This window comes from Sphingomonas sp. CFBP 13720 (assembly GCF_014842075.1).
Classification (GTDB): Bacteria; Pseudomonadota; Alphaproteobacteria; order Sphingomonadales; family Sphingomonadaceae; genus Sphingomonas.
In genome coordinates this window covers 115,327-128,640 of sequence record NZ_JACYVA010000008.1, presented here as the reverse complement: position 1 = coordinate 128,640, position 13,314 = coordinate 115,327, and the positions used below count along the sequence as shown (strand labels likewise).

General features: G+C 65.0%; 6 protein-coding genes. 4 read left to right on the top strand and 2 right to left on the bottom strand.

The window, feature by feature from the left end:
- Nucleotides 1-15: 15 nt before the first annotated feature.
- Nucleotides 16-2,841: a TonB-dependent receptor gene (locus IFT55_RS14925; protein ID WP_192093139.1), complete on the bottom strand. Its 2,826-nt coding sequence runs from the start codon at nt 2,839-2,841 to the stop codon at nt 16-18.
- Between the two features lie 161 nt (nt 2,842-3,002).
- Here IFT55_RS14925 and IFT55_RS14920 point away from each other — a divergent pair, with 161 nt between their 5' ends.
- Both IFT55_RS14920 and IFT55_RS14915 read left to right on the top strand, forming a co-directional pair.
- A complete protein-coding gene (locus tag IFT55_RS14920) occupies nt 3,003-3,722 on the top strand; it encodes a FadR/GntR family transcriptional regulator (protein WP_192093138.1) in 720 nt (239 codons plus the stop codon).
- A gap of 90 nt (nt 3,723-3,812) precedes the next feature.
- A complete protein-coding gene (locus IFT55_RS14915) occupies nt 3,813-5,333 on the top strand; it encodes a glycoside hydrolase (protein WP_249403851.1) in 1,521 nt (506 codons plus the stop codon).
- Nucleotides 5,334-5,484: 151 nt separating this feature from the next.
- Here the strand turns inward: IFT55_RS14915 and IFT55_RS14910 are convergent, their stop codons facing one another.
- A complete protein-coding gene (locus IFT55_RS14910; protein ID WP_249403850.1) occupies nt 5,485-8,427 on the bottom strand; it encodes a TonB-dependent receptor in 2,943 nt (980 codons plus the stop codon).
- A gap of 183 nt (nt 8,428-8,610) precedes the next feature.
- Between IFT55_RS14910 and IFT55_RS14905 the strand changes: the two genes are divergently transcribed.
- Nucleotides 8,611-10,110 carry a tryptophan halogenase family protein gene (locus tag IFT55_RS14905; protein WP_192093137.1) on the top strand — a complete coding sequence of 500 codons (1,500 nt, stop codon included), beginning with the start codon at nt 8,611-8,613 and terminating at the stop codon, nt 10,108-10,110.
- Between the two features lie 95 nt (nt 10,111-10,205).
- A complete protein-coding gene (locus tag IFT55_RS14900) occupies nt 10,206-13,241 on the top strand; it encodes a glycoside hydrolase family 2 protein (RefSeq protein WP_192093136.1) in 3,036 nt (1,011 codons plus the stop codon).
- The last annotated feature ends 73 nt before the right edge of the window (nt 13,242-13,314 follow it).

The following is a 13,314-nucleotide window of genomic DNA, read 5'->3' as shown; positions in this document are numbered from 1 at the left end:
GCCGGCGGCCGGGGATCAATAGGTCGCGCGAACCGACAGCCCGAAACGGCGGTCGTTGAGCTGATATTGCAGCGGCTGTCCCGGGGTGCCGATATAGGTGACGTTCATCCGGTTGTTGATGTTCACCACATCCGCCGACACCGCGATCTTGCTGGTTACATTGACGCTGACCGAGGCATCGAGCGAGGCGTAGGGTTGCGCATATTGCGGGATGCCGTTCGCCCCGCTGCCGAAGGTGGTGTCGAGATAGCTGGAGCGCCAGCTCCATGCGAGGCGCGCGGTCAGCGGCCCCTTTTCGTACAGGCCGACCAGATTGTAGCTGTGCTTCGACAGTTTTTCGAGCGGCACCTGCGTGGGGATATTCGACCCTGCGGTCGCGAACGGGTTCGACACGTTCGAATCCACGAACGTATAGTTCGCCTGCAGCCCCAGTCCGCTGAACACGCCGGGCAGGAAGTCGAAGAACTGCTGATAGCCGACCTCCGCGCCCTTCACCGTGCCGCTGCCCGAATTGAGCTGCGTGCCGACATCGTAGGCGACGCCGTTGAACGACTGAACCACGGTGCCCCCGGCAAGGAACCCGTCGACCTTCTTATAGAACACGCCACCGGTCAGCGAACCGGCGGGCGCGAAATACCATTCGGCGGTCAGATCGAAATTGTCGGATTCGATCGGGTTCAGGCGCGGGTTGCCCGAACTGGCGCTGGGCCGCCCGGTGATCGCGCTGACCTGGTTCGGGTTGTTGAGCGTCAGATTGGTCGACAGCTGGTCGAAATTGGGCCGCGCCAGCCCCTTCGAATAGGCGAAACGGGTCTGGAAGGTGTCGGTGAACTGCACGCGCAGATTGAAGCTGGGCAGGAAGCGTGTGTAATCCTTGTCGAGCGCGATCGGCGTGGCGGTGCCGTTCGCTTCGAACTGCGTACCGCGCGACGTGGTCGACGTCTTGACCAGCCGGCCGCCGATATTTCCGTCGACGATCACGCCGCCCAGATCGCGCTTGTAATCCACGAGACCCCAGAAGGTGTACGTCTTTTCGGTCTGGTTGTTCAGGTCGCCGGGAGTGAACGCATCCTTCGTCTGTTGCCCGAACAACTGGTACAGCGCCTTGGTCTGTTCCCACACGCCGTCGCCGCCCGGCAGCGCGGGATAGAGCAGCCCGCCGGTCACGCTGTTGCCGTCGAACCAGTTTTTGGACGGACCCTTCATCGCCAGTTGCGGGAAGCGGCTGAGCGGGATCAGCGGCGTGCCCGCAGGCACGTTGGCGGCATTCGCCGGAAGCCCGTCGTACAGCGACAGCCCGTTCCACGTTCCGCGCAGGTCGATGTTGTTTTCCGCGAAACGCGCACCGCCGCGCAGTTTCTGGATCAGGCCGCCCTCGACATCATATTCGAGGTCATAGGCGAGCGCGAGCGTATCGGCGTCGTTGCGTTGAAGCGCATCGGCGATGAACGGCAGGCTGTAATTGGCCGGGTTGGTGAATACCGAACTGTCGCGGATATCCCAGCGCGGGTATTTGCCGCGCAGGTCGAAATCGACGATCGACGGATGCGGCGCGTTCAGCGCGTTCTGTCCGGTACGGTTGTACAGCGACAGGACATGGCCGTTGCGATCGGCATTGTAGTAGGATTTGAGATACTGGACGTCGAACGTCGCCTTGGCGCGCTCGGTCGCCTGCCATTCGGCGTTCAGCGTGTAATTCTGGGATCCGCTCCACAATTCCTGATCGAACCGGCCGGTTTCGAACGTCTGCCGACGCAGCGCGCCTGACGTGGCAAATCCTTCGTCGTTGAACGTGAAGTCCGCACCCGGTTGCGGATCGATGGCATAGGTGGTGACGGTGCCGGTGGCATCGCGCTGCTGCGACAGGTTGTTGAACTGATAATAATAGGCACCGGTGCGGTCGAACCAGTATTTCGTCCCCTGATACTGCGCCGTCAGCAACAGCGAGTCACTCGCCTGCCATTGCAGCGCCGCCGCCACGCCCAGCCGCTTGCGATCACCGGTATCGTCATAGACCTGGAAACCGAACGGCGCCTTCGCGTTCGCCGGGGCACCCGGAACCGAGCCGGGCGGGATGGTATCCTGCGCACCGACCAGCAGTCCGTCCTGCCGATAGGCGCTTTTGGAATAGACCGCGTTCAGCAGCAGGCCGATCTCGCCGATGCCGGTATCGTAGCGGTTGCTGTACAGGCCGGACACCGATCCGCCGAACTTGTCGACCCGGTCGTAATAATTGCCCTTCGCGGTGACGCTGATGACTTCCTTGGCTGAATCGAACGGCTTGCGCGTGCGCAGGTTGATCGCGCCGCCGACGCCGCCTTCGATAACGTTGGCCGGCGCGTTCTTGAACACGTCGATGCCGGCCAGCAATTCGGGGGGAATGCCTTCCAGATCGAATGCACGGCCGCCCGACGCGGAATAGACCGCACGACCGTCGAGGAAGTTCTGGACCTGCGTCAGGCCGCGCACGGTGATCGCCGGCTGGGTACGATGGTCGAAATCGGTGGCGCCTTCACCATAGCGGCGCTGGATCTGCACGCCGGTGATGCGCTGCAACGCCTCGACCGTGTTCGCGTCGGGCAGCTTGCCGATATCCTGCGCGTTCACCGAATCGACGATCTGATCGGAATTGCGCTTGATCGCCTGCGCCGACCGGATGCTCTCACGCACGCCGGTGACGACGATCTCGTCAGTGTCGGTCCCCTGGGTCGCGACCTGATCGGCATTCTGCGATCCGCCGGTCGGAGCATCCTGTGCCGCCGCCATCTGCGCCAGTCCGGCCATGCCGATCGCCAGCAGCGATGCGCCGATACGTACGGTTCCACGTGATGAAGCCATCATGTCCTCTCCCCTTGTGACCGGAAGCTTCACCGCGCAGTGTCACGCTAACGAGCTTCCTAGTTGTCCGACTTAATACGTATACAGGATTTGTTAGACAATAGGGTATCAGTCGATTTGTGGGGAATGTTGCGGAATCGACACGAACGCGGATGAGGAACTGGATGACCAACGCCACGCGCCCGACCGGACATTCGCTGGTGGCACGCGATCTGGGCATCGCGATCGTGACGGGACAGGTCGCCCCCGCGACGATCCTGCCCAGCGAGCATGAGATCGCGCTGCAACGCGGCTGTTCGCGCGGCGTCGTGCGCGAAGCGTTGCGGATGCTGTCGGCGAAGGGACTGATCGCCAGCCGTCCCAAGGCGGGCACACGCGTGCGCGATCGTGCCGACTGGAACCTGCTCGATCCCGATATCATGGCGTGGATGTTCGAAGGCGAACCCCCGGCATCGTTCATCGACAGCCTGTTCCAGCTACGCATGATCGTCGAGCCTGCCGCAGCCGAGTTGGCGGCGTTATCGAGGACGTCGCGGCAGCTGTCCCGGATCGGCCAGGCGCTGGAGCAGATGACGCTCCACGGCCTCGAAACGCCGGCGGGCCAGGCGGCGGACCAGCAGTTCCATCACGTGATCCTGGAGGCGACCGGCAACGAATTGCTGGTCAGTCTGGCCGGCAGCATCGGTGCGGCGGTCCGGTGGACGACGATCTTCAAACATCGCCGCACCCGGCAACCGCGCGACTCGATCCCGCAGCACGGACAGTTGTTCGATGCGATCGCCCGGTGCGACACGGCGGGTGCGCGTGCGGCCACGGTCGAACTGCTGCGACAGGCCAAGGAGGATACCGAACGCTCGCTGGGCGATAGTGCGGCGCCGGAATGACCCGCTCGGCTACGGGCATTCACCATCGCATCTGGTCCTACAAATCGAAGCATCGTGTAATAATCGCCGTATGTTGAACAGGAGACGCAGATGATGAAACCCAATTTGCCGGTCAGGTTTGGACTTCGTGTTGCGGCATGGGCGCTGCCGGCGATGCTGATGGCCCATCCGGTAGCGGCCAACGCGCAGCAACGTCCCGCGCCGGATAGCGTCGCGATCACCATCCGTCCCGCGACCGACCGACCCGGTACGGTCTTCGAAGGCTGGGGCACCGCGCTGGCGTGGTTCGCGACGATTACCGGCGGGTATCCATCGGAAACGCGCGATCGACTGGCGGACCTGTTCTATGGCGCGGACGGGCTGCAATGGACCATCGCGCGGTACAATATCGGCGGCGGCAATGCGGCCGGCACCCCGCCCTACCTTCGCGTCGGCGGCGCGGTGCCGGGCTTCTGGCGGCAACCGGCGGGCGCGACGGGACGCGACTGGTGGAAAGCCGACGATCCGGCGATGTGGGACTGGTCGGCGGATGCGGGGCAACGCTGGTGGCTGGACGCGATCCGCGCGCGGGTGCGCCAGCCGATCTTCGAGGCGTTCTCCAATTCCCCGCCATGGTTCATGACCGTCAGTGGACGGGTATCGGGCGCGCAAAAGGCGACCGACGACAATCTGCGGCCGGGCAGCGAGGCGGCGTTCGCCACCTATCTGACGCGGGTCGTCGACGAACTGCAACAGCGGCACCGTATCACGTTCCGCACCCTGTCGCCGGTCAACGAACCCAATACCGATTACTGGTACGCCGCGAACAAGCAGGAAGGATCGCACTGGAGTCCGGCGCGACAGGCGATGATGATTGACGCGACCGACGCCGCGCTGAAGACGCGCCGCCTGACCACCGTAGTCGCCGCGCCCGACGAAACCAATTCGCATCTGTTCGTCGCCGACTGGGCCGGATATCCCGCCGCCACTCGCGCGCGGATCGGGCAGTTGAACGTCCACAGCTATGGCGCGGTGCACCAGACAGCGGTGCGCGACATCGCCCGCGCGGCGGGAATCCGGCTGTGGATGAGCGAGCACGACATGGCGCTGGAAAAGACGCCCGAATCGTTCGGCGACATGGCGACGGCGCTCGCCTTCGCCGAACATCTGGTCGGCGATATCCGCCGGCTGGAGCCGGCGGCGTGGGTGTTCTGGCAGGCGGTCGAGGACCTGAGCGCGCGGGACGGCGCCACGGGATCGAACTGGGGCCTGATCAAGATGGACCTGCGCGCGCCCGCGACGGGTGCCCACCGGATCAACGTCACTGCCAAATACTGGGCGATGGCCAATTTCAGCCGGTATGTGAAACCGGGCTACCGGCTGGTGCCGGTCGATGACTCCGACACGATCGGCGCGTTGTCGCCCGATGGCGGCACGCTGGTGCTGGTGCATGTGAACGGCGGAACGCTGTCGCGGCGGATCGCGCTGTCGCCGGCCGGGCGTTCGCGCTTCCGGCTGGCGCAAACCGTCGTGACCGATGCCGATCACCGGGCTGCGGTGGTCGATGCGCCGGGTGGTGCGGTCGTCGCGGCACCGCGGTCGGTATCGACCTTCGTCTTCCGGCGTAGGTAACGCGGGTTCACGAAAAAAGCGACCGGACGCCGCGAAGGGCATCCGGTCGCACAAGGTCCCGGGAGGGATCAGTATCGGTTTGGAAACGCGTGGAGACGCATTTCGCGACACCGCCGGAAACCCGCGCATGCGCGAGTTTCCGACCGGCGCATCAGAACTTCACGCGCGCCCGGATGGAGAAGCGGCGATCGTTGATGACATAGTCGCGCGGACGGTCGTCGAAGATCTGATAGGTCTCGAACGCCGTATCCAGCAGGTTCTGGCCATCGACGGTGATCGCGAACTGCGGGGTCACGTCATAGGTGACCGACGCATCCAGCACCCCGAACGCCTTGCCGAAGATCGGCAGGTTCTGCGTGCCGGTATTGGCCGTCCCCTGCACGTAGCTGCTGCGCCAGTTATAGGCGAGACGCATGTTCAACCCGGCCTTGTCGTACAGCGCCACCAGATTGTAGCTGTGCTTCGACAGGTTGGTCAGCGGCACGGCGATCTCGACCGTGCTGTTGATGTCGCCCGCTGCCGTCTGGCCCGCATCGCTGTCGGCAAAGGTATAGTTGGCCTGTACGCCCAGCCCGTCGAACGGTCCCGGCAGGAAGTCGAAGAACTTTTGGCCGCCGACCTCGAACCCGCGAACGAAGCCGTCCGAGACGTTCAGTGTCCGCCGCACGTTGAAGCGCACGGTGCCAAGGCCCGGCAGATCCTCGAAGATCGGGGCCCCCGGCCGTTCGACCAGAAGGTCCGAGATGTTCTTGTAGAAACCGGTCAGATACACATAGCCGACATTGTCGAAATACCATTCGAGCGCGGCGTCATAGCTGGTGACGGTTTCCGGACGGAGGTTCGGATCGCCCAGCGCCGTACCCGTTCCGACATAGGGGTTGGTCGCGGCATTGTAGGGCAGCGTCGGGTTGGCCAGCGTCGGGGCGAGGCTGTTCGCATCGGTGTAGCTGACCGCCAGATTGAACTGCGGGTTCAACTGGGTGAAGCTGGGTCGTGACATGTTGCGCGACGCCGCCAGACGCAGGATCAGCTCGTCGGTCAGGAACGCCCGGAAGTTGATGCTCGGCAGATACTTGTCATAGTTGCGCCCGCCGCTGAACGGCTGGTCCAGCGTGATGTTGGGTGCCGCAGTGACGCTGCCGTCCGGGTTGGTGACCGGCCCGACGCCCGGGGTGCGATACACCAGCACGCGCCGTCCCGCCGCTTCCGTCTCCGTCCGCACCGCGCGCAGTCCGACGTTGCCGTCGAACCGGAACCCGCCCAGCTCCGCACCGAACGCCACGCGGGCATAGGCGGCATAGGTCTTTTCACCGATGGTGCCGAAGAACGCGTTGGGCGAGTTGTAATCGCGGAACGCGATATCCTGTCCGCTGACCGCCTTCACAGCATCGAACGCCGACTGCGCGTTGTTCACCAGCGAATCGTTGAACTGATAGACCGGGCCGAACACGCTGTTGCGTCCGCGTCCGCGGAACAGGTCCGGCTGGAACTGGTTCACGGTCGCGTATTGCGGGAATTCGGACAGCTGGTAGCAGCTGGCATCCGACGACCAGTTGGCGCAGGTCGATCCGATCGCGGTCCACGTGTCATAGGTGGTGTTGCGGTTGATCGCGCTCTTGTCCGAATAGCGGCCACCGACACGGACGTTCTTGATGAACCCGTCGCCGAAATCCCACGACAGGTCGGCGCGGATCGCATCCGACTCCGCGTCATTCTGTTCGCCGTACGGCAGGATCGCGGTCATGCCATAGTTCGACAGCGTGCTGTAATATCCGGGGACGCTCGACTGGAACGTCGGAATGGCGCCGCTGATGTCGAAGAACAGGTCGTAGCTCTGGCCGAGACCCGGCACGCTGGTGCGCGGATTGAGCGCGGACGCCGTGAGGTTGAGCGTCTGCACCTCGACCGTCGAATCGATGTGCTGGTAATCGACGGTCAGCTTGACCCGGTCGGTGACGTCCCACTTCACACCGCCCGAAATGTCGGTGGTGCTGGTGTCGCGGAAGGTGCCGAAATTGACCGAATCGACGCCGGGATTGGCGAGATAGCCGGTGCGGACGATACCGGCGTCGTCAACCGTGAACGGACGACCGGCCGACGGGACGACATCGTTGCCATAGGCCGCGAACGACACGCCGTTTTCGTGGAAGTTATAGTCTGCGCGGAAATACTGCGCGTACAGTTCCAGACCGTCGGTCGGACGCCACTGGATCGCACCCGCGCCGCTCAACCGTTCGCGATCGCCATACGCGACCGAGAAACCGCCACCGTGCGGCAACAGCACGTTGCGGTCGGCGAAGCCGGGCACCGGCGACTGGACGCCCGTGCCGCCGCTGGGTCCGTGTTCGTAGAACGGTTCGACGAAGGTCTTGTCCTCGCGGAACGACGTCGTCTGATAGCCGATGTTCGCGAGAATGCCGATCTCGCCGATGCCGGTGTCCCAGCGATTGCTGTAGATGCCCGACACCTGCTGGCCGCTCTTGCCGATCAGGTCGTAATAGGTGACGCCTCCGGTGAAGGCGACCAGCTGGCCCGACTGATCGAACGGCAGGCGCGTGCGCAGGTTGACCGTGCCGGCGAGACCGCCTTCGATCAGTTCAGCCGACGGGTTCTTGTACACATCGACGCCGGCCAGCAGCTCGGACCCGACCTCTTCGAACGACAGGCCGCGTCCGCCGCTGGCGGAGAAAATGTCGCGTCCGTTCAGTTCGGTGCGGACCTGCGACAGACCGCGCACCGCGATGGCCGCACCTTCGCCGCGATTGCGCGTAATCTGCACGCCCGACACGCGCTGCAACGCTTCGGCGACGTTCACGTCGGGCAGACGACCGATGTCCTGCGCGGTGATCGAATCGACGAACTGTTCGCTGTTCTTCTTGATCGCCTGTGCCGATGCCAGCGATTGGCGCAGGCCGGTGACGACGATTTCCTCGCCGCCCGCTTCCGCATCGACGCTGGGGTCAGGCTGGCCGCCGGTGCCGGCCGCCGGCGTTTCCTGCGCCAGTGTGGGCATTGCCGCGCCGAACAGGACGATTGCAAGTGTCGAGCTGCTGACGCGCAGCGCGCGACGGATAGTAAAATTCATGTTCCGCATCGGACCTCCCCTTTGTCCTGGCGCAAGAACGGTTTTTCCGCTTCGGGCCATTAGACAGCGTTGTCAGATGTGGATTTATATTTCAAATATGCAGCGATCAAGCAATAGTTTCGTATTAATAGTATAATTTGTATTGGCCGATCGCGGCATCGATCGCGCGCGCCGGGGAAGAGGAAAAGCAACATGGGCGCTGACCCGATACGGCGCGTCGTCATCGTCGGCGGCGGTACGGCTGGATGGATGGCGGCGGCGGTGCTGGCGCGACAGTTCCCGGCCGGCGGCATCGCGATCACGCTGATCGAATCGGCGGAGATCGGCACGGTCGGCGTCGGGGAGGCGACGATTCCCCCGATCCTTCGCCTCAACCGTCTGCTGGGCATCGACGAGGACGCGATGGTCCGCGCGACCGGCGCAACCTACAAGCTGGGGATCGAATTTCGCGACTGGGGCGCGATCGGCGAGCGGTATTTCCATCCGTTCGGCCATTTTGGCGCCGATCTGGACGGCATTCCGTTCCACCAGCACTGGCTGTGCGAACGCGACCGGCCGATCGCCGACTATTCGCTGGTGACTCAGGCGGCGCGGGCGGGACGCTTCGTCCGGCCGTCGGACGATCCCAACCACGTCCATTCGCGCATGGCCTATGCGCTGCATTTCGATGCGGTACGCTATGCCGCGTTCCTGCGCGAACAGGCCTGCGGTCAGGGCGTGACGCGGATCGAGGGGCGGATCGTCGACGTGGCGCAGGACGATCGCGGCCATGTCGCGTCGGTGACGTTGTCCGACGGACGACAGGTCGCGGGCGACCTGTTCATCGACTGTTCGGGGTTCGGCGGGCTGCTGATCGAACAGACGCTGAAGACCGGGTACGAAGACTGGAGTCACTGGCTGCCGATGGATCGCGCGGTCGCGGTGCCGTGCGCATCGGTCGGGCCACCGACACCCTATACGCGATCCACCGCACGCCCCGCCGGATGGCAATGGCGCATCCCGCTGCAGCACCGCACCGGCAACGGATACGTCTATTGCAGCAAGCATATCTCGGACGACGAAGCGACTGCCGACCTTCTCGCGGCGCTGGACGGCGAAGCGATGGCCGATCCCCGGCTGCTCCGCTTCACCACCGGGCGGCGCAAGCGGTTCTGGAACGGCAACGTCGTGGCGCTCGGCCTTGCCGCCGGGTTCGTCGAGCCACTGGAGTCGACCAGCATTCATCTGGTGCAGCGCGGGGTCGTGACGCTGATGTCGCTGTTCCCCGACACCGGTTTCGACGCCGCGACCACCGCCGAATATAACCGGTTGATGACGCGCGAGTTCGAGGAAGTGCGCGACTTCATCATCCTGCATTATCACCGCACGCGCCGCGACGATTCGCCGCTATGGAATCACGTTCGCACGATGGACATTCCCGACACGCTGGCGCGGCGGCTGGCGCTGTTCGCCGAACATGGCCGGTTGATGCTGGATGCGGAGGAGCTGTTCCGCGAACCGAGCTGGATCGCGGTGCTGCTGGGTCAGGGTGCGCAGCCGCGCGGTGTCGATCCGGTCGTAGCGGCGATGGATGCGGACAAGCGACGGAGCCAGCTGGAACGGATCGCCGCCGTCGTCGGCCGAGGCGTCGCGGCGATGCCGACGCATGCGGCGTTCCTTGCCCATCCTGCCCGGCGCGAACCTTCGGTCTGATCCAGCCACTCGGAGCGACTTGCGCCTCAGAACGATTTCGCACAATGTGACGCACTGTCCCGTCATGTGGGATAATATCAGGTTGGAGCGTCGTGATGCGTGCCTTGCTTCTTGCTACCGCTGCCGTCGCCGCGAGTTGCGCGCCGGCCTTCGCGCATGATGCGTCGTCCGTCTCTCGCTCCGCGCGACAGACATTCAGCCTGAACCCCGGCTGGCGGATGACGACCGGCGATATCGCTGGCGCCGAGCGACCGGGCTATGACGATCGCGGCTGGACGACCGTCACCCTGCCCCACGCCTTCAACGAGAAGGAGGCATTCGCCCGCGATATCAAGGATCTGTCGACCGGCATCACATGGTATCGCAAGACGGTCACGCTGCCGCGCGATGCTGCGGCGGGCAAGGCGTTCGTTGAGTTCGAAGGCGTGCGACAGGCGGCGGAAGTCTGGGTCAACGGCGTGTCGGTCGCGCTGTCCGAACGCGGCGCGATGGCATTCGGCGCAGACATCACGGCAGCGCTGACGCCCGGTGCGAACCTGATCGCGGTACGCGTCGACAGCGACTGGAATTATCGCGAGCGCGCGACGGGACAGCGGTTCCAGTGGAACGACCGCAACTTCAACGTCAATTACGGCGGTATTACCCGCAACGTCCGGCTGCACCTGACCCCGCTGGTCCATCAGACGCTGCCGCTGATCTCGAACCTCGGCACCACCGGCCAATATGTGTGGGCCGATGCGTTCGACCTGCCCGCGCGTGCCGCGACGGTCCATGCCGAGACGCAGGTACGCAACGGTGACCGCCGCCCGCGCACCCTGCGCTACATGGCCGAGATACGCGACCGCGACGGGCGGGTCGTCGAACAGCTTGACGGCGGCAGCGTGACGCTGCTGCCCGGTGAGACGCGGGTACTGCGCGCCGAACGCCGGCTGACCGACCTGCATTTCTGGAGCTGGGGCTATGGCTATCTGTATCGCGTGACGACACGGCTGGTCGAGCATGGCCGGACGATCGACGCGGTCGATACGCTGACCGGGTTTCGCGATACGCGGTTCGCCGACGGCATGATCCGCCTGAACGGCCGCGTGATGCAGGTCCATGGCTATGCCCAGCGCACGTCGAACGAATGGCCGGCGGTGGGCGTATCGATCCCGCCATGGATCAGCGACTTCTCCAACGCGCTGATGGTCGACAGCGGCGGCAACATGGTGCGGTGGATGCACCTGACGCCATCGAAACAGGATATCGAAAGCGCCGATCGGGTCGGCTTACCGCAGGCGATGCCGGCGGGCGATGCCGAGCATGACGTGGAGGGCCGCCGCTGGGAACAGCGCAAGGAGCAGATGCGCGACGCCATCGTCTATAACCGCAACAACCCGTCGATCCTGTTCTACGAGAGCGGCAACGAGAGCATCAGCGAAGCCCATATGGCCGAGATGAAGGCGATCCGCGACGCGCACGATCCGCATGGCGGCCGCGCGATCGGATCGCGCGAGATGCTCGACAGCCGCACCGCCGAATATGGCGGCGAGATGCTGTATCTGAACAAGAGCGCGCGCATACCGATGTGGGCGATGGAATATAGCCGTGACGAGGGTGCCCGCGCCTATCAGGACGAGCATACCGCGCCCTTCCACAAGGACGCGCCGGACTATAACCGCAATCAGGACAGTCACGCGATCGAGAATGTCCGGCGATGGTGGGACTATTACCGCATTCGTCCGGGGACCGGCCGCCGCGTCAGTTCGGGCGGGGTCAATATCATCTGGTCGGACAGCAATACCCATTATCGCGGCGACAACAACTATCGCCGATCGGGTGAGGTCGACGCCATGCGCCTGCCCAAACAGGGCTATTTCGCGCACCGCGTGATGTGGAACGGATGGGTCGACCCCGAAACGCCCGCGACTCACGTCATCGGCCACTGGAATTACGCGCCCGGCACGGCGAAGGATATCGCGATCGTATCGAACGGCGATGCGGTCGAACTGTTTCTGAACGACCGGTCGCTGGGCATGGGCAAACGATCGAGCGGCTTCCTGTTCGAATGGCCGAACGTGCGGTGGCAGCCGGGCGTGCTGCGCGCGGTGGCGACGCATGGCGGTGGCGCGCGATCGGAGCATCGCGTCGAGACGGTCGGACCGCCGGTCGCATTGCGGCTGACCCCGCATGTCGGGCCGCGCGGTTTCGTGATGGACGGCGCGGATCTGGCGCTGGTCGATGTCGAGGTGGTCGATGCCGCCGGACGCCGCGTGCCGACCGCGAACGACAAGGTCGGCTTCGCACTGGCCGGTCCCGCCGAATGGCGCGGCGGCATCGCACAGGGCGACAGTTCGGGTCGCCCCCGCGCCGCCGTGGCGGTACAGGGGGAAACGGTAGCGGGAACCACGCCGACCGCCGGCACTGCCCGCAACGAAGACAATTACATCCTGTCGCGGACCCTGCCGGTCGAAGGCGGGGTCAACCGCGTGCTGTTGCGCGCCGGTACGACGCGCGGACGGGTGACACTGACCGCGACGGCACCGGGGTTGAAGCCCGCCACGCTGGTGCTGCCGACCGTAGCCGTCGCCGCCCCGTCCGGCGGCCTGTCGCGCGACTTTCCCGAGGATGCGCAGCCCGGCTTGCTGACGCGCGGGCCGACCCCGCCGGGCGAATCGTTCCGCATCACCCGCACGACCGAGATGCCGACAGGCGTCGTCGCGGGATCAGGGGCGGACCCCGGCAACAGCATCGATGACAACGAACTCACCCGCTGGACCAGCGACGGCGATCCGCGCCGGGCGTGGATCGAGTACCGGTTCGCCGGACCGGTCACGCTGGACGCGATCGACCTGAAACTGATCGGTTGGCGACAGCGCGCCTATCCGCTGCGCATCACGCTGGACGGACGCGAGGTGTGGCGCGGCGATACCGACCGCCAACTCGGCTATGCCGCCATCGCCTTCCCCGCCGCGACGGGAAGCGTGCTGCGCATCACGCAGGTCGCGGCGACGCAGGACCGCGACGCGTTCGGCAAGATCGTCGAACTGGCCACGTCGCGACAGGCGGGCGACACCGGTGCCGACGCCGTCCCCCCGGGCTGGCGCCTGTCGATCATCGAAGCGGACTTCCATGGACCGGTGAAACGGTAGGGGCGGTCGCGGATAGCGGACTCCGACGGCGCATCGGTCGTGCCCTTGGGTCGTCGCAGCCCCGCTCCTACAT

Excerpts from the sequence above, each read along its gene's own strand:
- IFT55_RS14920 (WP_192093138.1), top strand. The coding sequence starts at position 3,003 with ATGACCAACGCCACGCGCCCGACCGGACATTCGCTGGTGGCACGCGAT.
- IFT55_RS14915 (WP_249403851.1), top strand. The coding sequence starts at position 3,813 with ATGATGAAACCCAATTTGCCGGTCAGGTTTGGACTTCGTGTTGCGGCA.
- IFT55_RS14925 (WP_192093139.1), bottom strand. The coding sequence starts at position 2,841 with ATGATGGCTTCATCACGTGGAACCGTACGTATCGGCGCATCGCTGCTG.
- IFT55_RS14905 (WP_192093137.1), top strand. The coding sequence starts at position 8,611 with ATGGGCGCTGACCCGATACGGCGCGTCGTCATCGTCGGCGGCGGTACG.
- IFT55_RS14910 (WP_249403850.1), bottom strand. The coding sequence starts at position 8,427 with ATGCGGAACATGAATTTTACTATCCGTCGCGCGCTGCGCGTCAGCAGC.
- IFT55_RS14900 (WP_192093136.1), top strand. The coding sequence starts at position 10,206 with ATGCGTGCCTTGCTTCTTGCTACCGCTGCCGTCGCCGCGAGTTGCGCG.